Source organism: Parabacteroides sp. PFB2-10 (assembly GCF_029893085.1).
In the GTDB taxonomy this organism is placed as follows: Bacteria; Bacteroidota; Bacteroidia; order Bacteroidales; family Tannerellaceae; genus QVMG01.
The window spans coordinates 336,415-358,714 of record NZ_JARXWI010000001.1 but is presented as its reverse complement, the minus strand read 5'-3'; the positions used below and the strand labels follow the sequence as shown (position 1 = coordinate 358,714).

General features: G+C 48.5%; 20 protein-coding genes. 11 read left to right on the top strand and 9 right to left on the bottom strand.

Annotated elements, in window-relative coordinates:
- Window positions 1-34: 34 nt before the first annotated feature.
- Window positions 35-535 carry an RNA polymerase sigma-70 factor gene (locus M2137_RS01510; protein WP_280764762.1) on the bottom strand — a complete coding sequence of 167 codons (501 nt, stop codon included), beginning with the start codon at window positions 533-535 and terminating at the stop codon, window positions 35-37.
- A gap of 172 nt (window positions 536-707) precedes the next feature.
- Here M2137_RS01510 and M2137_RS01505 point away from each other — a divergent pair, with 172 nt between their 5' ends.
- Window positions 708-1,895 (top strand): SAM-dependent methyltransferase, encoded by a 1,188-nt coding sequence (locus M2137_RS01505; protein ID WP_280764691.1) that lies wholly within the window; start codon window positions 708-710, stop codon window positions 1,893-1,895.
- A gap of 23 nt (window positions 1,896-1,918) precedes the next feature.
- On the opposite strand, the gene M2137_RS01500 is transcribed toward M2137_RS01505, so the two are convergent.
- Window positions 1,919-3,199: a DUF2851 family protein gene (locus M2137_RS01500; protein WP_280764690.1), complete on the bottom strand. Its 1,281-nt coding sequence runs from the start codon at window positions 3,197-3,199 to the stop codon at window positions 1,919-1,921.
- Between the two features lie 112 nt (window positions 3,200-3,311).
- On the opposite strand from M2137_RS01500, the gene dapB reads away from it, so the two are divergent.
- The 4 genes from dapB to M2137_RS01480 are packed head-to-tail and all read left to right on the top strand — an operon-like array spanning window position 3,312 to window position 6,948.
- Entirely contained in the window at window positions 3,312-4,028 is a 717-nt protein-coding gene (gene dapB / locus M2137_RS01495; RefSeq protein WP_280764688.1) for a 4-hydroxy-tetrahydrodipicolinate reductase, read from the top strand.
- Window positions 4,029-4,046: 18 nt separating this feature from the next.
- Window positions 4,047-5,450 (top strand): S26 family signal peptidase, encoded by a 1,404-nt coding sequence (locus M2137_RS01490; protein ID WP_280764687.1) that lies wholly within the window; start codon window positions 4,047-4,049, stop codon window positions 5,448-5,450.
- Between the two features lie 8 nt (window positions 5,451-5,458).
- Window positions 5,459-6,298 carry a signal peptidase I gene (gene lepB, locus M2137_RS01485; protein WP_280764686.1) on the top strand — a complete coding sequence of 280 codons (840 nt, stop codon included), beginning with the start codon at window positions 5,459-5,461 and terminating at the stop codon, window positions 6,296-6,298.
- Window positions 6,298-6,948, top strand: coding sequence for a WbqC family protein (locus M2137_RS01480; RefSeq protein ID WP_280764685.1), 651 nt, complete (start codon window positions 6,298-6,300; stop codon window positions 6,946-6,948). Before lepB ends, M2137_RS01480 begins: the two co-directional genes overlap by 1 nt.
- Here M2137_RS01480 and M2137_RS01475 read toward each other — a convergent pair.
- The 4 genes from M2137_RS01475 to M2137_RS01460 are packed head-to-tail and all read right to left on the bottom strand — an operon-like array spanning window position 6,923 to window position 12,011.
- Window positions 6,923-9,178 carry an inorganic phosphate transporter gene (locus tag M2137_RS01475; protein WP_280764684.1) on the bottom strand — a complete coding sequence of 752 codons (2,256 nt, stop codon included), beginning with the start codon at window positions 9,176-9,178 and terminating at the stop codon, window positions 6,923-6,925. The two genes, M2137_RS01480 and M2137_RS01475, sit on opposite strands and share 26 nt — an antisense overlap.
- Window positions 9,179-9,189: 11 nt before the next feature.
- The gene (locus M2137_RS01470) at window positions 9,190-10,560 is read right to left on the bottom strand and encodes a sodium-dependent transporter (RefSeq protein WP_280764683.1); all 1,371 of its coding nucleotides are present in this window, start codon (window positions 10,558-10,560) and stop codon (window positions 9,190-9,192) included.
- 31 nt (window positions 10,561-10,591) lie between these two features.
- Window positions 10,592-11,251 carry an ABC transporter ATP-binding protein gene (locus tag M2137_RS01465; RefSeq protein WP_280764682.1) on the bottom strand — a complete coding sequence of 220 codons (660 nt, stop codon included), beginning with the start codon at window positions 11,249-11,251 and terminating at the stop codon, window positions 10,592-10,594.
- A 46-nt stretch (window positions 11,252-11,297) separates the two neighbouring features.
- Entirely contained in the window at window positions 11,298-12,011 is a 714-nt protein-coding gene (locus tag M2137_RS01460; RefSeq protein ID WP_280764681.1) for a tRNA threonylcarbamoyladenosine dehydratase, read from the bottom strand.
- A gap of 481 nt (window positions 12,012-12,492) precedes the next feature.
- Here M2137_RS01460 and M2137_RS01455 point away from each other — a divergent pair, with 481 nt between their 5' ends.
- The 5 genes from M2137_RS01455 (at window position 12,493) to M2137_RS01435 (ending at window position 18,135) form a co-directional block, all read left to right on the top strand.
- Window positions 12,493-13,047, top strand: a complete 555-nt coding sequence (locus M2137_RS01455) for an XRE family transcriptional regulator (RefSeq protein WP_280764680.1) — start codon at window positions 12,493-12,495, stop codon at window positions 13,045-13,047.
- An 86-nt stretch (window positions 13,048-13,133) separates the two neighbouring features.
- Window positions 13,134-14,789: an AMP-binding protein gene (locus M2137_RS01450; protein ID WP_280764679.1), complete on the top strand. Its 1,656-nt coding sequence runs from the start codon at window positions 13,134-13,136 to the stop codon at window positions 14,787-14,789.
- 40 nt (window positions 14,790-14,829) lie between these two features.
- Window positions 14,830-15,909: a glutamate 5-kinase gene (gene proB, locus M2137_RS01445; protein WP_280764678.1), complete on the top strand. Its 1,080-nt coding sequence runs from the start codon at window positions 14,830-14,832 to the stop codon at window positions 15,907-15,909.
- Between the two features lie 6 nt (window positions 15,910-15,915).
- Complete coding sequence (locus tag M2137_RS01440) at window positions 15,916-17,160, top strand: glutamate-5-semialdehyde dehydrogenase (RefSeq protein WP_280764677.1); 1,245 nt, start codon at window positions 15,916-15,918, stop codon at window positions 17,158-17,160.
- A 21-nt stretch (window positions 17,161-17,181) separates the two neighbouring features.
- Window positions 17,182-18,135, top strand: a complete 954-nt coding sequence (locus M2137_RS01435; RefSeq protein ID WP_280764676.1) for an N-acetylornithine carbamoyltransferase — start codon at window positions 17,182-17,184, stop codon at window positions 18,133-18,135.
- A gap of 85 nt (window positions 18,136-18,220) precedes the next feature.
- Here the strand turns inward: M2137_RS01435 and M2137_RS01430 are convergent, their stop codons facing one another.
- The gene (locus M2137_RS01430) at window positions 18,221-18,523 is read right to left on the bottom strand and encodes a DUF3467 domain-containing protein (protein WP_280764675.1); all 303 of its coding nucleotides are present in this window, start codon (window positions 18,521-18,523) and stop codon (window positions 18,221-18,223) included.
- 150 nt (window positions 18,524-18,673) lie between these two features.
- Here M2137_RS01430 and M2137_RS01425 point away from each other — a divergent pair, with 150 nt between their 5' ends.
- A complete protein-coding gene (locus tag M2137_RS01425; RefSeq protein WP_280764674.1) occupies window positions 18,674-19,435 on the top strand; it encodes a glucose 1-dehydrogenase in 762 nt (253 codons plus the stop codon).
- A gap of 85 nt (window positions 19,436-19,520) precedes the next feature.
- Here the strand turns inward: M2137_RS01425 and M2137_RS01420 are convergent, their stop codons facing one another.
- Both M2137_RS01420 and M2137_RS01415 read right to left on the bottom strand, forming a co-directional pair.
- The gene (locus M2137_RS01420; protein WP_280764673.1) at window positions 19,521-21,410 is read right to left on the bottom strand and encodes a thioredoxin-like domain-containing protein; all 1,890 of its coding nucleotides are present in this window, start codon (window positions 21,408-21,410) and stop codon (window positions 19,521-19,523) included.
- A gap of 307 nt (window positions 21,411-21,717) precedes the next feature.
- Entirely contained in the window at window positions 21,718-22,227 is a 510-nt protein-coding gene (locus M2137_RS01415; RefSeq protein ID WP_280764672.1) for an RNA polymerase sigma factor, read from the bottom strand.
- Between the last annotated feature and the right edge of the window lie 73 nt (window positions 22,228-22,300).

The window sequence follows — 22,300 nt, the reverse complement described above, 5'->3', positions numbered from 1 at the left end:
TCCTAATTATATACAACTCAGACGTGCAAGTCCCCTATTTATAAAAGAAATCATTGCCGTAATATTTTTGTAAACAAACACGTAAGAAACTCAACGCCTTTCCGATCTGATGCTCTACCGTCTTTTCCGATATGCTCAGTTGTTGCGCGATTTCCTTGTGGCTTTTCCCCTCTCGCCGGCTCATGATGAATATCTTTTTCCTGACAGGGGGTAACTGATTGGTCAGCTCCGCGATAAGTTGATCGAGTAGATTCCGGTCGACCTCCAACTCGGTGAAATGTGTATCGGGTTGTTCCAACTCCAGAATGTATGTATTGTAGGCCTCCTTGATCAGGAGGTGAGAGTAATTATTGAGTAGGGTATTCTTTGCTATCGTATATAAGAAATTGAAAAGGTTTTTCTCTTCGTCTATAGTAGCACGCATATCCCACAATTTGATAAAGACACATTGCACGATTTCTGCTGAGCTATCGGCATTTCCGTTGGTTAACTTCAATATATAATTGTACCGCTTGCCGTGATACAAGTTGTACAAAAACTCAAAGCCTTCGGCTGAACCCTTTTGGAGACTTTTTATAGCGTCTTTTTCAATCAAGCGTAAATAGATAAAATGTTGAGCGATAAAAATAGGATAATTTCAGGGAATAGTGATTAAAATGCAAATCTTAGTTTGAACGAAGCATCTCATTTCTTCCTATCTTCGCGGTATGAAAATCGATCTGCATACGAAGGAGTTTATTCGAGCCCACGCCGACGACGACCCCAATCGTCTTTTGTTGAGCGCGGCGCGTTATCCGGATATCGATGTACCGTTTGTTGTCGATCAGATCGTTGCCCGGCGCCATGTGCGCGAAAAGCTGCCCGAGTGGGTGGCGCATGAGACGCTTTTCCCTTCGCGTATTTCGGGCGAGCAGTGTTCTTCCGAATCAACCGCCCGCTACAAGCAGCAGCTGATGCGGTCCGGCTTGAGGGTGTGTGACCTGACCGGCGGGCTGGGTGTCGACAGTTATTATCTTTCCCAACGGGCGGAAAAGCTCTATTATGTCGAACGCTTTCCGTTTTATTGTGAAGTGGCACGCTATAATTTCGACCGCTTAGGCGCAACCAATATAGAAGTGATCGAAGGCGATGGCATGGCGCTCTATGCCTCCCTGGAAGAGATCGATCTGTTTTATATTGATCCGGCACGACGCGGAACAGGCAATAGCCGTGTGTTCGCACTTGCCGACTGCGAACCCGACCTGACAGAGGCGCTACCCAAACTCCTGTCAGCGGCGCCGCGGGTGATTGCCAAACTCTCCCCTATGGCCGATCTGCGGCAAACCCTCGAACTGCTTCCGGGAACAGAAGAAATTCATGTGCTCTCGGTTAAGAATGATTGCAAAGAACTGTTGTTTGTGATCGGCCGCCAGTCGTCTGTTCATTCACCGGAAGTACATGCGGTCAACTTCACCTCGCCGGAGGAGTACGATCGTTTCCATTTCCCGCTGGATGAAGAAAAAGACTGCCCCGCAAAGCAGGCCGACACCATCGGGCAGTATCTGTACGAACCGAATGCTTCGATCCTGAAAGCCGGCGCCTTTAAAACCGTAGCCAAGCGATACGGCGTGGAGAAACTGGCGGTCAACAGCCACCTTTACACCTCTTCGGAATTGGTGCTCGGTTTCCCCGGACGAAGCTTTGAGGTACAGGCGGTCTATCCTTTCAATAAGCAGGCAAGCCGCGCACTCTCAAAAACCATCCCGCAGGCACATATCACCGTCCGCAATTTCCCCCTCTCCGTCAAAGAACTCCGCGCCCGCCTTCGCATACAGGAAGGGGGCGACATCTACCTGTTCGCCACTCTCCTTGCAAACAGCGAGAAGGTGATTATTGCCTGTCGGAAAGTAGGGTGAAATACCGAGAGTATTAGAGTATTTTACATTTTATCATTCCCTCGTTTTAGGAAACAGTAGCCGATGCGGCAGTAGAGACATTTCTTTGGTTCGCAGTAGGCTCGTTTGAGTTGGATAAGCGCCTGGGTGTCGCCGGCATGGTGGACGGGAACGCCTGCCTGCTGGAAGGTTTGCACGATGTTATTTTTCTCAGGAGGCAGGATTTCTAACAGACGCAGGGCACGTTCGTTGTATTGGGGTAGATGATGCTGCTCGCCATAGGCAAAAAACATGGGGACGACGGTGTTGATCAAGAGGATATTCAGCGAGTTCTCGCCGATGCGTTTCTCTTTCTCTGGGGAGGCGTAGCGGAAATGGTAATGTGTTTTCCAATAGTCGGAAGGGGCGATGCGGAAATGATCTTTGAGGGCACGGGGCGTACCGGCCTCTAAGAGGTTGGAGAAAAGCGTGTCGTAGCGCACCCAAAGGGCTGCCAGTTGCGCCAACCGTTCGTAGGGGAAATTGCCGGGACGCACACGCAGGTTCTTAAACAATGAGCCGTCTAAGGGGCGAAGCCCGTACTTCTTTTGAAAAAAACGGTATTCGCGTTGCAACAACCGGTAGTAGGCACAGTCGCCGGGCGCGTCGAGCATGCCAGCCTGTCCGAACAGGAGCGCCTCCACCTGCGAATGGCTGTTGCGCTGCTTGCGTATATACTGAAAAGGAAGGCTTTTCGCCAGCCATTCAAAGGCATCACCGTTGATGCCAAATCCGAAGCTACGGGTGAGGGAGATGTAGAACACCTCGTTCCAGTCGTTATTGTATTGTTCCAGCCATTGAAATATATCCTCCGTCTTCCGTTCCAGCCGCTCTTCCAGCAAGGCTGCCATCCAGGATGCGAGCAAGGCCCGGTCGACCTCCGGAAGGAAAGCAAGGCAGGCGATGGCTTTCCTGTCCTGATGCAGTAGCCAGTCGATATTCTCACGCACCGACTCCGGCACCATCAATACCAGTTGAGGCACCGCCTCGCCATTGGTGCGGAAGATCTCGGCATCGTTTCGGCCTGTGACGTGCAGGATCACCGCGTCGTAGGCCCTGTCCTCCTGGTGGCCATGCTGCAGCCAGTCGGAGGCTTTGTCGTGGATCTCCACACAACCTGCCCATACCGTGTCGCGGACTTTTATTTTTGCGTTAAAAAAGTCGGGACCTGCATCCTTATTATGCATACCTACGTCTATTATGTGTAAAGGAGTGCCATCGGTCGTCGTGAGCGAAGAGGGATCGTACAATCTATATTTCCAGATATAATGCAAGAGTCGTTCCATAATTCTTTCATAGTTAAGATTGATTATCACAAATATAATTCCTTTTTCCGTATATTTGTAGCCTTATAGCCGTTTATTCGGCTGAATTATTTATACTTAGAACACAGGAAAGATGAAGATTGCATTGATAGGTTACGGCAAGATGGGGAAGATCATCGAGCGCATTGCCCGGGAACGGGGACATGAGATAGTTTCTATTATAGATATCAACAACCAGGAAGACTTTGCCTCGGAGGCATTTAAAAGCGCGGACGCGGCGATTGAATTTACCATTCCCGCGACGGCTTACGATAATTATATGAAATGCTTTGCGGCCGGCGTACCGGTGGTTTCCGGCACAACGGGCTGGCTCGACCGCCTGGACGAGATCAAAGCGATATGTGCCAACGAAGGGAAGACCCTCTTCTATGCGTCGAACTTCAGCATCGGTGTAAATATTTTCTTCGCACTCAATCGCTACTTAGCCAAGATTATGAATAACTTCCCGGCCTACGATGTGCGTATGACGGAGACACATCATATCCATAAATTAGATGCACCCAGCGGCACGGCCATCACCCTGGCGGAAGAGATGATGAAAGAGCTCGACCGCAAAACAGCCTGGAGCCTCGATAAGGCCGAGAACCCTGCCGACCTGATGATTCAGGCTCTGCGCGAAGGCGAAGTGCCGGGTCGTCATGAGATCATCTATGAATCAAGCGTCGATACGATCCGCATTGAACACGATGCGAAAAGTCGCGAAGGCTTTGCACTTGGTGCGGTGATTGCGGCTGAGTTTGCCGCCGGAAAGAAAGGTTTCCTGACCATGCAGGACCTGTTGACATTTTAATTATAAAAAGCAAATCACATGAAGAAATTTTCAAAAGCGCAATGGATCAGGTTCGCCATTTGGGGAACATTATATACGCTCTTCGCTATCTGGATGCAGAATCTTTGGCTATTGCTGGGGTTGATTGTCTTGGTCGATATATTCCTGACCAAATATATCCCCTGGGGAGGCTGGAAGAAGACAAAAAACCCGAAATTGCGCAATATGCTCGAATGGGTAGACGATATTATTTTTGCCCTGATCGCCGTCTATATGATCAATCTGTTTGTGTTTCAGAACTACCAGATACCGAGTTCTTCGTTAGAGAAATCGCTGTTGGTAGGCGATTATCTTTTTGTGAGCAAACTAAGCTACGGGCCACGCGTGCCCAATACACCACTCTCTTTCCCGTTGGTGCAGAACACCTTGCCTATCGTGAACACGAAATCCTATTTCGATTGGCCACATTGGGAGTATAAACGGGTGAAAGGACTGGGCGAGGTGAAGCGCAACGACATTGTCGTGTTTAATTTCCCGGCGGGCGACACGGTGGCCCTGAAAGTACAGAATCCGGATTATCACACCTCGGTGGCGATGTACGGACGGGAAGCTATCCACCTGAACAAGCAGATCTACGGCGATGTGATCTATCGTCCGGTAGACAAACGGGAGAACTATGTGAAACGCTGTATCGGTATGCCCGGCGATAGCTTAGAGATTCGCGACAATCAGGTGTATGTGAATGGCATTGCCGCGGAGAATCCGGAGAATATGCAGCTTAACTATATCGTGGAAACCAACGGATCGCCCTTTACGGAAGCGCAATACCGGTTGTTGAATATCAGCAAGGAGGATCGCGTGAATAATAAGGTGTCGGACGCTGCCAGCCAATCGCCTTTGCATGAATACCTGGGCTTCACGAAGAATGCGGCGGGACAATACAATCCTCTTTATTGTTATCCGTTGACCAAAAAGGCATTGGCTATCGCGGAAAAGTTGCCGAATGTGGTGAAAATAGTGGTCGACCGGGAAGAGATCTATCAGCGGTCGCCCTATTATCCGTTGGGCTATGAAACCGGTTGGAGTCGCGACAATTACGGGCCTATCTGGATCCCGAAGAAGGGGGCAACCGTTGAGTTGAATGAAATGAACCTGGCCATGTACCGCCGTTGCATTCAGAACTACGAGAACAACACCCTGGAGGTGAAAGATGGCACGATTTATATCAATGGAAAGCCGGAAACCACCTATACCTTCCAATACGATTATTACTGGATGATGGGCGATAACCGCCATAAGAGTGCCGACAGTCGCTCGTGGGGCTTCGTGCCGGAAGACCATATCGTAGGCAAGCCGATCCTGATCTGGCTGTCGTTGGATAAAGATCGTAAACTGTTTGATGGAGGTATTCGCTGGAACAGGCTCTTCCGCACGGTTCACTAAGAAAAGGAATGACTTTATCTGTTGTATGGAAATGGATCATCGCCCTGGCGATTGCCTTTGCCGTTATCCTTGCTTTGAGGCAATGGGTGGTGGCCTCCTACTCTATTTCCACGCCTTCGATGGAGAACACCCTGCAGGAAGGTGATTATCTATTGGTATATAAAGGAAAGAAACAACCCGGACGCAATCAGGTGGTATTATTCACCAGCCCGCTCCGCCAGGAGGGCGTCAAGCCTGCGCTGTTGATCAGCCGTTGCCTGGGTCTGCCGGGCGATACCCTGTTTGTGATGCCCGACGGCTTTCTGATCAACGGAAATATGACACCTTACGCCCCGCAATCCCTACACACCTGGCTGGTCGCGGATCACCGGAAGAACAGTTGCTTAGACGCTTTGCAGCGACTGCGTATCGACCTCCGGGAATGGGCCCGGCGGGAAAAGGGCTATAGCCTGCGCCTTACCTCCTTTGAGGCCTGGCAGGTGATGGAAGAGATGGGTGAAAAAGAGGCCTTGCAACGCTATGGCGAAGCGGCGCCCTATCGCCTGATCCTGCCCCGAAAGGGACATACCTACCCACTGGACGAGCAATCCTTGTTATTATGCGAGGAGGCTATCCGGCAGGAGACGAACGGAAAAGCGCAGTTCCGGGAAGGAAAGCTCTACTTAGACGGCCGGGAGGTCAGCGCTTTCGCGTTCAAAAAAGATTACTACTGGATGATATCCGACAACCCCGAAGAGGCAGTCGATTCGCGTCACCTGGGCTTTGTCTCCGAAGACCATATCCAGGGAGTGGCCGGATGGTGTTGGTATAGTAAAGATCGTTCACGTATATTCAAACCGGTACATTAATGGAAACCGCCGTTTATCTATCGACCGCCTACCTGGGGCCTGTGCAGCAATACACCAAAATGATTGCTTACGACCGCGTTTTCATCGAAACAAAAGAAAACTACCTGAAGCAAACCTACCGCAACCGGTGTACGATTGCCGGAGCCAACGGGCCGCTTTCGCTCTCTATCCCCATCGAAAAGACGGAAGCAATCAAATGCCTTACCCGGGATATCCGCCTGTCGGATCATGGCAACTGGCGCCATCTGCACTGGAACGCCCTCGTTTCCGCCTACCGGATGAGCCCTTTCTTCGACTATTATGAAGACGATTTTGCCCCTTTCTACGAGAAGAGGTATGCGTTTCTCTTCGACTTCAACGAGGAATTGCGGGCATTGATCTGCCATTTATTGGATATCCAGCCCGACATTGTCTATACGGAGGAGTATCAACCCAACCTGAACCATGACTTCCGGGAGGTGATTCGCCCGAAACATCCCGCCGAAGACGCCGCCTTCCGGCCAACACCCTATTGGCAGGTCTTTCAGGAAAAACATGGTTTCCTGCCCAATTTGAGCATCGTAGACCTATTGTTCAATATGGGACCGGAAGGACTCTTGGTCTTAAGAGATTCGGTAGCCGGCCTTACTCCATCTGGAATTTCCGGCTAACCTTCAGTAAGTTCTTCGTAAACATCAAGACATTCTGCAACTCATGCAGGATATTGAGGTAGAGCAGACTGGTCTTGGTGCTGGTTGTGTTGCCCTCCTGCTGAATGCGTTTCAACTCGCCCCGCTTGTATTGCGTCAACTGATTGTCTAATGTATTGGCTTCCGAAACAAGGCTTGTCAGGTTGAAATACTCCCTGTCGTGGATCATATTGGCCCCTTTATGCAGGAAAGAGACGATATGCGGCAGGAATTCATGCAAGTCTTGAGCCTCCTCTTCGCTTAACGGATTGAAGTTATTGTCGATATGTTCTTTGGAAGGTCGGGTAAAGCGGAGGATACTGTAGACGACCTCGCTGGCAAAGTCGTTCCCCTGGTAGTAATATAATCCTTTATCCACGGCAATATCATTTTCAATCTGCGTCACACCCAGGTTGCCCACCCGCTTGATCTGCTTCAAATGGGTCTTTTTCTCTTCCAATTCGGTGATGGCTGTGCGCAACTCCTTGAGGTTCCATTCGGTAATGCCTCCGATCGATTTATTCAGCATATCGGCTGCAAAACGCAATAATGCCTGATTCTCTTCCCGGCTATGTTTGCGGAAAAGAGCAAGCGCTTCGCGCGAGTTGGTCGTTTGGCTCAATTTGGCTACCGTTTCGTTTACCTCTTCTTTCAACGCCTCTTTCTTCATGCGCTTGCGATAGGCCATCTGGCTACGGATCAACGAATAGGCCGCCAAGGCGATCATCGCCACCATCGCCGGTATACCTCCCCAATAAATCAACAGAGCCACCACAAAAGCAATGGTAAATGCTGCCCCCGCCGTGATAAACCAACCACCGATCACCGACAAGACCCCGGTAATGCGATAAACTGCACTCTCACGTCCCCAAGCACGGTCGGCCAGCGAACTACCCATAGCCACCATAAAAGCCACGTAGGTAGTTGAAAGAGGCAGTTTGAAAGAGGTACCGATCGCTATCAATAAACCGGAAAGCACCACATTCACCGAGGCGCGCACCAGGTCGAAGCTGGCTTTGTTTTCCAGAATAATTTCGTTTGAATTGAAGCGACTATCGATCCAGTTCTTGACAGATACCGGCGTCACACTCAACAGGAAGGAAGACATATTGCTTGCCCTACGCACCAGAATACGGGCGACAGGCGATGTGCCGAAGTTCTCATTGCCCTGCCCCTGGCTGGCCAGGTCGACCGATGTCTTAATCACATTGTGTGCCTTTTTGGAGGTAAACAGGGCAGTCACCATGATGGCACCGGCTCCGACTAAGAAATACCAGGGCGTTTTGGCCGATTCCAACAGGGAACTCATCAGGAAGGTGTCGGGCGATCCTCCCGCTGCCTTCATATCGATCAGGGAAGAGTAGCCTACCAGCGGCACACCGAGGAAGTTCACCAGGTCATTACCGGCAAATGCCAAGGCCAACGCAAAGGTACCGAGCAATACCACCACCTTCAATACATTCACCTTCAGCCAGGTGAGTATTTGCATGACAATGCTAAAAAAGACAAAGCTGGTCAACAGTAACATGCCTGTATAGTTGTCGATCAACGCTTTCAGCTCCGGTGTCATAAACGAGCTCCCTTTCAATCCTTTGATCAACATGAAATAGATAATAGAGGTCGTCGCGATACCTCCGAATATGCCTCCGAAGTATTTCAGCGGTTTCCGGTAGTTAAAGGTAAAGATCAGACGGGAGATGTATTGCACCAGCGCGCCAAAGAAAAAGGCGATCGCCACCGACATGAAGATGGCTAAGATCATGGTAAACGCCTTATCGGTATTCAGGAGATCGACAAAGTTCAGCTCTCCCGCCGAGTGATAGACCTTCATCATGGAGACCGCTACCGTGGCCCCCAATAGTTCAAACACCAAAGAGACGGTGGTCGATGTCGGCATCCCCAACGAATTGAACACATCCAACAGGACCACATCCGTCAGCATCACCGCCAACAGGATAAACATGATCTCTTCGAAGTAGAAAAACTGCGGCTGGAATATACCGTGCCGCGCCACATCCATCATGCCGTTCGACAAGGCCGCCCCGACAAAAATACCGATGGCCGCCACAATCATGGAGGTGCGGAAGGAGGCCGCTTTCGAGCCGATGGCAGAATTCAGGAAGTTCGAAGCATCATTACTTACCCCTACGTTAAGGTCGAAGATGGCTAAGATGAAAATAAAAATGACAAGGAATAAATAGAAAGTCTCCATAAAAAGTTATGTTAGAATAAGTTTTGTATCAGTTTTAACACACCGAGTTCGTTTAAGAATACCAATCCGATCAATACCGGAGCCACCCATTTCATGAAGAAGGCATAGGTTCGGAAGAAATAGAACGGGATCGTGCCTTCGTTGGTCAATTCCGCTTTCAGAATTTTCCGGTCGACACGCGTGCCGACAAAGACACAGATCATCATCCCGCCCAACGGAAGCATGATCTTAGCCGTTACATAATCCAATAGGTTGAAGAAGGTGAGTCCGAAGATCGTAAAGTCTTTTAATACGCCGAAGGAGAGCGAACTGATCACCCCCAGGATCAATACACCGGCGGAAACCAACAGAGCCGCCTTCTTGCGCGACATATTCATCTCTTCATGCACGTAGGCAGTCGCTACCTCATGCAGCGAAATGGTCGAGGTGAGCGCCGCGATGGCCAATAACACAAAGAATATGACTGACCAGAGATTGCCCATCGCCATCTTGGCAAACACATTAGGCAATGTGATAAACACCAACTCAGGCCCTGCCGTCGGTTCGATGCCAAAGCTAAACACCGCCGGAAATATCATCAACCCCGCCAATACAGCCACTAAGGTATCCAACAGGGTCACCTGAACGGCAGTCGCTTGTATGTTTGTTTTCTGACTGAAGTAGGAGGAATAGGTGATCAGACAGCCCATACCAATGCTTAATGAGAAGAAAGCCTGTCCCATGCCGCTCAGCATTACCGAAGAATCGATCTTACTGAAGTCGGGTTTAAAGAGAAAAGAGAGTCCCGCACTGGCATTGGGCAGCGTAACCGAGCGGATACAGAGGATAAACAACATCAGAAACAACAAAGGCATCATAATCTTCGAAGCCCGTTCAATACCGTTTTTCACGCCCGACACAATAATGAAATGAGTGACTGCAATAAAAGCAACCGTCCAAAATATCGGGCGGAAGATACCGGAAGAGAACAACTTAAATTCCGCTTCGAACACATCGACCGTCTTTCCGGAGAGCGAGCTGGTCAGCGATTGGAGGATATATTCAAAGGTCCATCCGGCAATCACACAGTAGAAACCAAGGATCAGAAAGGCGGCCAGTACGCCGTTGTAACCGATCAGACTCCATTTCGTGCCCGGTGCCATGGCCTTGAAGGCGCCCGCTGCATTGCGATGGGTATGCCGACCGATAAACATCTCGGTGATCATCACCGGAAGCCCCAGGATTACGATACAAACAAAATAGACGAGTAGGAAGGCTGCGCCTCCGTTCTCGCCTAACATATAGGGGAATCTCCAGATATTACCTAAGCCAACCGCGCTACCGACCGTAGCCAAAATAACGCCTAATTTACTTCCGAAAGTTGCTCTTTCATTACTAATCATGGGTCAGTCCTCCTTGTTGTCTTTTTGTTTTTTATGATGTCGGAACAATGATGCCATCGCGTATGTGAATGACGCGGTCGGTATCCGCCGCCAGTTGTTCGTCGTGGGTGACTAATACAAAGGTCTGCTTCATCTTATCGCGCAACTCGAAAAAGAGGGCATGCAGTTCCTCTTTATTCTTCGTGTCTAAGCTGCCCGACGGCTCGTCGGCCAGGATCACGGCCGGGTTATTCACTAAGGCACGCGCCACGGCCACGCGTTGCTTCTCACCTCCCGACAATTCCGCCGGTTTATGTGTCATGCGTTCGGCCAACCCCATAAAATCGAGTAGTTCTTTCGCGCGCTTCTCCGCCTGTCCCTGCTTCTCGCGGGCAATCAGGGCAGGGATCATCACATTCTCCAATGCCGTAAATTCGGGTAATAATTGATGAAACTGAAATACAAAACCGATATTCCGGTTGCGAAAAGCCGACAGTTCCGTATCGTTCATTCCCTCTACGCGTGTCCCATTGAGGATCAGCTCTCCGCCGTCGGGCGAATCCAGGGTGCCGATAATCTGCAACAGGGTGGTTTTTCCGGCTCCGCTCGGCCCCACAATGGCTACCACTTCGCTCTTCTCGATCGAAAGGTCGATCCCCTTCAGTACCTGAAGCGAGCCGAAGCTTTTTGTAATTCCTTTTGTTTGTATCACGCGCTTATAATCTGTTTATATAACATTCGGGACAAAAAAATAGTTATCACAAATGACGAATAACATGCGACGCCAGATAACAACCGAAAATGGCGGGCATATACGACACCGTGCCGGTGGTTGTCTTCTTGCATTCCTCGCCTTCGACCTCGATCACCGCCTCCGGATCGACCATCTCAGTGGAAAAGACCACCGGAATGCCCCGGCGAATGCCCAACCGGTGTAAGCGCTTGCGTACCATCTTGGCCAGCGTGCAATTAAACGACTTGGAGATATCCGCCAACTTCACCTGCGCCGGATCCATCTTCGCTCCCGCTCCCATGGAGGAGACCACCGGGATATCGTGCTTCACCGCGAAATGCAATAGATAGACCTTCGGGCTCAACGAATCGATCGCGTCCACAATATAGTCGAAAGGAGTCGATAATAAGAGCTCTTCGGTACGTTCATCCCGCAGGAATTCATGCAGGACGGTCAACTTCAGGCGGGGATTGATATCCATCAACCGCTCGGCCATCACCTCCGCTTTCGGACGACCCAGTGTGCTGTGCAGAGCAGGCAACTGGCGATTGAGGTTGCTCTCCTGCACCTCGTCGGCATCGACAATCGTCATCCGCCCCACACCTGCCCGGCAGATCTGTTCGGCCGCATACGCCCCAACACCACCCAGCCCAACCACCAATACGTGGCTTCCGGCTAAATGATCCATGCGCTCAGCGCCAAACAGCAACTCCGTCCTACTATTCCAGGGATATCCCATCTCGTCAATTTCTCGACAAACATACAAAAAAAACCGGAATTCTTTTTTGATCTTACCCTCTATTAGCTCGGATTTTTGTGGGATAATCAGATAAATGGAGATTTTTATCGCACCCCCAGTTTTCGAAATGTTAAAATATTATTTGTAAGCAAAACGGCCATTTTGCTTACAAATCCATACGTTAAAAAGTGTTTCTCCCGGGAGTTTGTCAAAATACTCCCTCTTTTTTGCGCGCAAAGTCCTGCGAAAATTACAAATCGTAAATTGGAGATTCTAACGGAAACGGACAAATTAACGTTTGTTTACACTATTTGTACAATGGTTGAATCGTTCCATAATGGAACAGTCACAATTGGTTCACAAATCTTGTAATTTCCCCCTTTTTCAAAAAAACTGTAACCTAAACATGCCGTATTACTAACACATTGTTTTTATTTATATCTTTGCGGTTACATTTTAATTTTACAAATCCACTTCACGTATGAATGAACAGATTAAACAGATAGCAGAACGTCTGGCCGGGCTTCGGGAGGCATTGGAACTGACGCCCGAAGAGATGGCGCATGCCGCCAATCTTTCTGTCGAAGAATATCTTCGTCTGGAAAGCGGATCGGTTGATATTTCCGTTAGTATACTGCATCAGATCTCGCAGGCCTTTGGCGTTGAGTTGACTACCCTGATGTTTGGCGACGAACCAAAAATGAGTTCCTATTTCATTACCCGCCGGGGAAAAGGCATTGCGGTTGAAAGGACGAAAGCCTACAAATATCAGTCGTTAGCAGCCGGTTTTGCCGGACGCAAAGCGGATCCGTTTATGGTGACCGTGCATCCGAAACCCGAAGAGGAGCCGATCTATCTGAATTCTCATCCGGGACAGGAATATAATATGGTGATCAACGGGCGTTTGCAATTGCAGATCGGAACGAAAACGCTGATCCTCGAAGCAGGCGACAGCATCTATTTCAATTCGGAACTGCCTCATGGCATGAAAGCGTTGGATGGGGCGGAAGTTAATTTTTTAGCAATAATACTTTAATATAGTTGATAATGGATAATTGATCGTTGATAATTATTTTGACACTCTTATCAATTCTCCATTTTCAATTCTCAATTAAACAAACCATGTTAGATAAGTTTTTAAAACAAGTAGCATATACGTCACAGGAGGATTTTATTCAGAACTACAAAGTGAACATACCGGAGGATTTCAACTACGGCTATGATGTGGTCGACGCCTGGGCAGAAAAAGAACCGGACAAGCGAGCAATATGCTGGACCAACGATAAGAAAGAACATATCGATTTCACGTTTGCGGATATAAAACGGGAAAGCGACCGGACAGCCTCCTATTTTCAATCCCTCGGCATCGGCAAGGGGGATATGGTGATGCTGGTATTGAAACGCCGCTATGAGTTCTGGTTTTCCATCATTGCCTTGCATAAGTTGGGCGCGGTGGTCATCCCGGCTACGCATCTGTTGACCAAGAAGGATTTTGTTTACCGCAACAATGCGGCAGATATCAAAATGATTGTCTGCGTAGGCGAAGAAAATGTTACCAACCAGGTGAAAGAGGCCATGCCGGAATCACCCAGTGTGAAACATATTGTATCTGTCGGTCCGCTCGTACCCGAAGGGTTTGAAGACTTCCACAAAGGGATTGAAGCGGCGGCTCCTTTTGTTCGTCCTGCCGATGTGAACAAGAACGACGATATCTCCATCATGTATTTCACCTCCGGCACGACCGGGAATCCGAAGATGGTGGCACACGACTTCACCTATCCGCTGGCGCATATCTCAACCGGCAAATACTGGCACAACCTGCATGAGAAGAGCCTGCATCTGACCATTGCTGATACGGGATGGGGAAAAGCGGTTTGGGGAAAGCTCTACGGACAATGGCTTTCGGGAGCTACCGTGTTTGTCTACGATCACGAGAAGTTCAATCCCGCCGATATGTTGCAGATGATTCAGGATTATGGCATCACGTCGCTTTGTGCTCCCCCTACAATCTTCCGTTTCCTGATACGCGAGGATATCAGCCAATACGACCTCTCGTCGTTGGAATATTGTACGATTGCCGGCGAGGCATTGAACCCCGCGGTGTTCGAATCGTTCAAAAAATTGACAGGCATCAAACTGATGGAGGGATTCGGGCAGACCGAAACGACCCTGACCGTTTGTACCTTCCCTTGGACAGAACCGAAACCCGGCTCTATGGGCAAGGCTAACCCGCAATACGATGTAGACCTGTTGCGTCCCGACGGCAGTCCGGCAGAGGATGGAGAGCAGGGCGAGATTGTTGTGCGCTATGCCGACCGCTGGCCATTGGGTTTGTTCAAAGAGTATTATCGCGATCCGGAATTGACGGAGAACACCTGTTTTGACGGTATTTATCACACGGGCGACGTGGCCTGGCGCGATGAAGACGGCTATTATTGGTTTGTTGGACGTACGGATGATGTGATCAAAAGCTCGGGTTACCGCATTGGCCCGTTCGAGGTGGAAAGTGCGTTGATGACGCATCCCGCCGTGGTGGAATGTGCCATCACCGGGGTGCCGGATGAGATCCGCGGGCAAATCGTGAAAGCGACCATTATCCTCTCCAAAGAATATAAAGACAAGGCGGGCGAAGAGCTGAAAAAAGAGCTTCAGAACCATGTCAAAAAAGTAACGGCTCCCTATAAATATCCCCGCGTGATCGAATTTGTGGAAGAACTTCCCAAAACCATTAGCGGCAAAATCAGGAGAGTAGAGATTAGAGATAAGGACAAGAAATAATTCATAATTCATAATTTACAATTCATAATTCATAATTGCTTTGAGGCGTATTGCAGTAAAAATAGGTAGCAACGTCCTGACCCGAACGGATGGGACGTTGGATATTACCCGTATGTCGGCTTTGGTCGATCAGGTGGCGGAGTTGCATCATAAAGGGATCGAAATGGTGTTGATCTCTTCCGGCGCGGTGGCTTCGGGGCGCTCGGAGATAAAGGCGGGGAAAAAGCTGGATCCGGTATCGGCACGGCAACTCTATTCGGCCGTCGGACAGGCGAAACTGATCAACCGTTATTATGAGCTTTTCCGCGAGCATGGCATGTGTTGCGGGCAGGTATTGACCACGAAAGAGAATTTCAGCAGCCGCACGCACTACCTCAACCAGAAGCATTGCATGGAGGTGATGTTGGCAAACAAGGTGATCCCGATTGTCAACGAGAATGATACGATATCGGTAACCGAACTGATGTTTACCGACAACGACGAGCTCTCCGGCCTGGTGGCTACCATGTTGGGAGCCGATGGCTTAATTATCCTGAGCAATATCGACGGTATATACAATGGTAATCCGAACGATCCGGCCTGCACAGTGATCCGTGAGATCGGCTCCGGAGGCGAAGACCTGTCGGAGTATGTGCAGACAAGCCGCTCCTCTTTCGGACGTGGCGGCATGCTGACCAAATGTCGCATAGCCCGGAAGGTGGCCGACGAGGGTATCACGGTGATCATTGCCAATGGCAAGCGCGATAATATTCTTCCGAAACTCCTATCAAAGAAAAGTGAGGAGGTATGTACCCGCTTTATTCCTTCACCCAAACCGGTCAGTAGCGTGAAGAAATGGATTGCTCATTCGGAGGGGTTTGCCAAAGGGGAGATCCATATCAACGAAGGCGCCTCTACGGCTTTGCTCTGTCCGAAGGCAACCAGTGTGTTGCTGGTGGGCGTTACCCGGATTGTTGGTGACTTTGAAAAAGGGGATATTGTGCGTATATTTGATGATAAGGGGCAGCAGGTTGGTGTCGGTTGTGCCGATTACAATAGTAAAGAGGCGCTACCCTTGATCGGACAACGCGATCTGAAACCGTTGGTGCATTACGATTATTTATGTTTAACTGCTGAATAAGAAAGTATGATACGCGAAATAATACAACAGACAGCCGCCGCATCCCGGTCGCTGATTGCCTTAAACGATGAAACAATCGGGGCTATTCTGCGGGATACGGCGAAGTCCTTGATGGAGGCGCAGGCAACGATCCTGGAGGCCAACGCAAAAGACCTGGCGCGGATGGAGCCGGAGAACCCGAAACAGGATCGACTGAAGCTGACTCCCGAACGCTTGCAAGGCATTGCGGATGATATGATAAACGTAGCCTCTCTCCCCTCTCCTCTCGGAAAAGAATTGGATGCCTGGGAGCGTCCGAACGGAATGAAGATTCGAAAGGTGACGGTTCCTTTCGGTGTGATCGGCATTATCTATGAAGCGCGGCCAAATGTTACCTTCGATGTGTTCTCGCTCTGCCTGAAAAGCGGCAATGCCTGTATCTTGAAAGGCGGATCCGATGCGGACTACTCCAACAAAGCATTGATCGGCATCATCCACGAGGTGTTGGAGAAATGGGGTATCAACCCGGCCGTCTGCACCCTATTGCCCCCCGACCGGGAGGCAACGACCGAATTACTGCATGCCGTAGGGCTGGTCGATCTGATCATTCCCCGGGGAAGCAGTTCATTGATCAATTACGTCCGCGAGCATTCACGTGTGCCGGTGATCGAAACAGGCGCCGGTGTTTGCCACACCTATTTCGACCAAGCAGGCGATACAGCCAAAGGACAAGCGATTATTACCAATGCGAAAACCCGTCGGGTGAGTGTTTGTAATGCGCTCGATTGCCTGTTGATCTACCAGGATCGCCTGAAAGAGTTGCCCGACTTATGTGAAAAATTGGCTGATAAGCAGGTTACGATCTATGCCGATCCGCAGGGCTACGCATCGCTGTCGGGGCATTATCCGGAAGCGCTGCTTCAAAAGGCCACCGAAGAAAGTTTCGGAACAGAGTTCTTAGACTATAAAATGAGTATCCGAACCGTGGCTTCTATCGACGAAGCCTTAGATCATATCGCCCGGTACGGCTCCAAACATAGCGAATGTATCGTCAGCGAATCGGCGGATGCGGTCCGTCTTTTTCAGCAAAGAGTAGATGCTGCCTGTGTCTATGCCAATGTATCTACCGCCTTTACCGACGGCGCCCAATTTGGCTTTGGTGCCGAAATAGGCATCAGCACGCAGAAGCTCCACGCTCGCGGCCCGATGGCGCTGCCGGAACTCACCACCTATAAATACATTATCTCCGGTGATGGACAAACGAGGGAATGAAAAATTGTAAATAAAAGAAATATGAGAAATTTCACTTGTGTACAAGATATTGGCGACCTGAAGCAGGCGGTCAATGATGCTTTTGAGATTAAGAGAGACCGGTTCCAGTTTTCAACATTGGGAAAGAATAAGACATTGATGATGATCTTCTTCAATTCAAGCCTTCGTACCCGTTTGAGTACGCAGAAGGCGGCCATGAATCTGGGAATGAACACCATAGTGTTGGATATCAACCAGGGCGCCTGGCAACTGGAAACGGAGCGGGGGGTTATCATGGATGGCGACAAGCCGGAACATATCCTGGAGGCTATCCCGGTGATGGGTGCCTATTGTGATGTGATCGGCGTGCGTTCTTTTGCCCGTTTCGAAAGTAAAGAGGATGATTATAACGAGAAGATTCTGAACCAGTTTATTCAATATTCCGGTCGTCCGGTGTTTAGTATGGAGGCAGCTACGCGTCATCCGTTGCAGAGTTATGCCGATCTGATTACTATTGAAGAGTATAAAAAGACGGAACGCCCGAAAGTGGTTTTGACCTGGGCGCCGCATCCGCGTGCCCTTCCCCAGGCTGTTCCCAATAGTTTTGCAGAATGGATGAATGCAACCGATTATGAGTTTGTGATCACCCATCCGGAAGGCTACGAGCTGGATCCGCAGTTTGTAGGTGCTGCCCGCGTGGAATACGATCAGAAAAAGGCCTTTGAAGGCGCTGATTTTATCTATGCCAAGAACTGGGCTGCCTTTGCCGACCCGCATTATGGAGAGGTATTGAGTAAGGATCGCAGCTGGACGGTAGATGCCGAAAAGATGGCTTTGACCAACAATGCCTACTTCATGCATTGTCTTCCCGTGCGTCGCAATATGATTGTCACCGACGATGTAATAGAAAGCCCGCAAAGCATCGTGATTCCCGAAGCCGCCAACCGGGAAATCTCCGCGCAGGCCGTACTGGCGAAGATCCTACGAGCTTTGTAAATGAAGAATGAGGAATGAAGAATGAAGAATCGAAGATGGCTTAGCTTCAATTCTTCATTCTTCATTCCTCATTCTTCATTTCTTCTCACGCTTCCCCTTTCACCCCACCCATCGGCGGCAGGAACTCACCTCCGTCACCACCTTTGTGTAGCTGTTTTTCGAATTTGGAGATATTGTCTTCCAATGCATGCAATAGACGTTTCGCATTGTCGGGCGTAAGGATTATCCGGCTCTTCACCTTGGCTTTGGGTACGCCGGGAACAATGCGTACAAAGTCGAGGATAAACTCTGACGAGGAGTGAGAAATTATGGCCAGATTCGCATAGGTGCCCTGAGCTACCTCTTCGGATAACTCCACCTGTATTTCATTGGGAGATTTCTTTTCCATTTTTATCATTTCTTTTGATTAGGAAACAAACTTACGAAATATAACGTTAAAACCAACGCTATCCCACAACCATTTGAGGGGTTTACTTGTATTACTAATAAGGACTTCCAGAAGTCTGGGTATAGATGTTTAACCAAAAAAATAAAAAACATGAAATCTTTGGAAGGTAAAGTAGTTATTGTAACCGGAGCCGGCTCCGGAATGGGAGAGGCAATTGTCCGGTTGTTTGCTAAAAAAGGAGCCAAGGTGGTCGTATCAGATCTCAATCAGGAATCGATGGATCGTGTCGTAAACGATATCAAATGTGAAAAATGTCCGATCATCGGCGTTTTGTCGGATGTGTCGAAACAGGAAGATCTGGAAAAATTGGTTGCCGAGACGTTGAAGGAATTCGGAACTATCGATATCTTAGTCAACAACGCCGGTGTCCTCGATAATTTTATGACAGTGGATGCGTTGGATGTGAAGCGTTGGGAAAAGGTAATGGATGTCAATGTGAAGGGGCCGACCATTCTGTCGCAATTAGTAATCAAACACCTATTGGAAAAGAAGAAACCGGGCGTGATCATCAATACTGCTTCGGTTGGTGGTATGTTTGGTGCGCGGGGAGGCGTGAGCTATGTTACCAGTAAGCATGCGGTGATTGGTTTGACTAAGAATATCGCCTCTGTCTACCGCGAAGACGGTATACGCTCGGTGGCGATTGCTCCGGGTGATATCAAAACAAATATCGGAAATAGCCTGAAAGCGCCCAATGAAAAAGGAATGCACGCCTTAATGCAATATGTAGCAACCGGTCCCACCGGCGAGGCCGAGGATGTAGCTCAGGTGGTTGCTTTCTTAGCCAGCGATGCTGCCAAGTTTATCAACGGAACAGTGATTACGGTCGATGGCGGCTGGACGGGAGCGTAAAATAACAAATGGATAATTGAAAATGGATAATTGATAAGCACTCACTATCAATTATCCATTTTCAATTATCCATTATCAATTTGTCTTACCAGACTTTACTCAGCTCTTCCCGGATCTTGTCGTTTCCGGGGTATCCGGCTGTTTCAAAGGTTTTCTTGCCTGATTTATCGAATATCATATAGGTTGGGATACCTTGGATATCATATTTGTCGCCGATAACTTTCCACTGCTCTGCTGTCAGGTAATAGTGCAATCCGCCTATTTCCGGCAACATACTTACCCATTTGGCATGAGGTGAGCTGGCATTGGATATATAGATGGAAACCACCCCCTTTTCGGCCATTTCCGGTTTGAACGGTTTGATCGTCTTCATGGCATTCAGGCAAGGACCACACCAGGTTGCCCAGAAATCAACAAAAATAGCTTTCCCTTTATATTGCGCCACGATCGCATCCAGGATCTTTTCGGCTGCCACCTCCGGTGTCTTCAGCATTTCAAAGCCTCCTTCTTTCAGAGCCGCCTCATATTGGCGTTTGGTCTTTTCGGCAATGAAATTATATACCTCCTCATAATAAGGTGCAGAGGTCGATTGCAATCTCTTTTTCATCTCAGGCGTTAACTCAGCCATACTGGCTGCTGAAGCAATAGCCGGCATGGCCAGCTTCAAGTCCACTAACAGCCCTTGCTCTGCTCCGAGCATTTCATAAAAGACCGCATCCGAAGAAGCTATTTGAGATAAATAGGGAGCCACAGAAGAAAAAGAGGAGGCATAAAGCCAAGTAGGATCATTCAGATCCAGTTCCTTTAGTTTTATTAATTCAGCGTCGCTCACTACCGGTGCTTTATAATCGATCGGCTGGTCATAATTGATCTTATTGTTGCTCCGGTAAATATTTTCCAAAAGACGACTCATATTTGTGACATAGTTCACTATATTTGTTTTCAACGTATGCGTGATCAGTTCTTTTAACGCCTCAGGTATATCTTCCTGTTGTAACCGATTTACTCTTTCATTATATTGATTTAACAGATACGAAGTGAACTGCTCGGCAGTCATACCGGGAATAGCGTGATCGCTGTAAAGATCGATACGGGCATACTCATTTATTTTGTCTCCACTCTGAAGCAATATCGTGTTCAGCTCTGCATATTTTCCTTTAAATCCGGCATAGGCAAGAGTCGGTTCGGGGTTGTACCTGGAATTTTTTCGCGAATTGGCCGATAGGTCATAATACACATTCGCCTCTTCACCGGGTGACAGATAAATAGTCAGGAGATCGGTTCCTATTCTCAAACGGCAACAAGTCGTGGTATAGAGGTCAAGCTCGAATGTGAAATCAGTAGTTCCAACAGATTTTCCTTCCACCTCTTCTTGAGTCGCGATAACAACATGATCCGGATATAAAGCAGGATGCAGTGCAAACCCTTCTCTCCAACCAGTGACGTATAGATTTACTTTCGTTTTCCCGATCTTGAATTCCGGGCTGGGCAGCTCATACGTCTTGTCTACTTTGGCGTTGATAATTTCCTTAGGGATGCCGGGTTTGTATGCCTTTGGTTTTCCCGTTAGATCAATATCCCATATCTTGAAACAGTTATCACAATCTGTCTCAATGAAATCAAAGCTCTTCGTACCTTTGGGTAGTGGCGGGAAATAGAGTTCGAAATGGTCTTCGCCCGTCTGCGGCATCCAATGCTCCTGATGAAGAACAATGTCTTTCGAGCCGGTGATCAGGTATTTTTCACCATTTGCCTGAAGATAGGTGCCGGAATCTACCCGGATCCACCAACCCGGAGTAAAATAGGCATCAACATGCAAGATGGTGGCAGAGTCTGTCAATTCCACTTGGGCGATCTCCAGCGTTTCAGTGTTTTTCAGTCCATGAACAGGACGTTCGATAACACGCGGACCTTGGTTATTGCATGCAATAAATCCCAGTCCCAATAAGAAATACAATAAAAAGGTTTTCTTCATGATGGAGTGAATTTGGTTTGTAAGGGATAAAAATAGTTTTTTTAATGAAGCGAAATATCATTTTGTCAAAATTGCTGACTCTTTTTTCGAAATTCAAGGACTTTTTTAACTCCCGGAATTTGGCTGTCGACAATCGTCAGCAGTATTGTCGACAGTTGTCAGCAATATTGTCGACGGCTATCAGCAGTATTGTCGATAGCTATCGACAATCAGATTGTCGGTCATTGACAATAGAATTCTCCGTATAAAAAAACCCGTCACTGTATCAACAGGACGGGTTTCTGTAAAGGTGTTGGTCGTATATTTTTTAATATTGCTTAAAGTCTTTCAATACCGTTTGCAGCTCCTGACGGGCAAAATAGATGCGGCTCTTAATCGTTCCGAGCGGCAAAGCCAGTTTCTCTGCAATCTCATGGTATTTGTATCCACTCAGATACAATGAGAAAGGAATACGTAAATCTTCTTCCAACGCATCGATTGCCTTGCTTATCTCCTGAATACGGTAAGCACCATCCGGGCTGTCGATGCCGGAATCATTGATTACGTCCAAATTGTACAAGTCGGCGTTTTGGTCGATAATCGTTTGAGTTCTTACAATTTTGTGATAGTTGTTGATGAAGAGATTACGCATGACGGTCAAGACCCATCCCTTGAAATTCACATTATCAACGAATTTCTCCTGGTTGTTCAAAACCTTCAGCGTTGTGTCTTGCATCAAATCCTGAGCATCATCACGATTTGCCGTCAACATCAATGCAAAATTCATCATGTTTTCTTGCATGCCCAATAATTTTTTCTGAAATTGCAACGCGTTCATAACCTAAATGTTTTAGTTTGATTAATTACTGTCCAAAAATCGTTTTGGTTTATTTTATGTTCTCTTTTCTTTT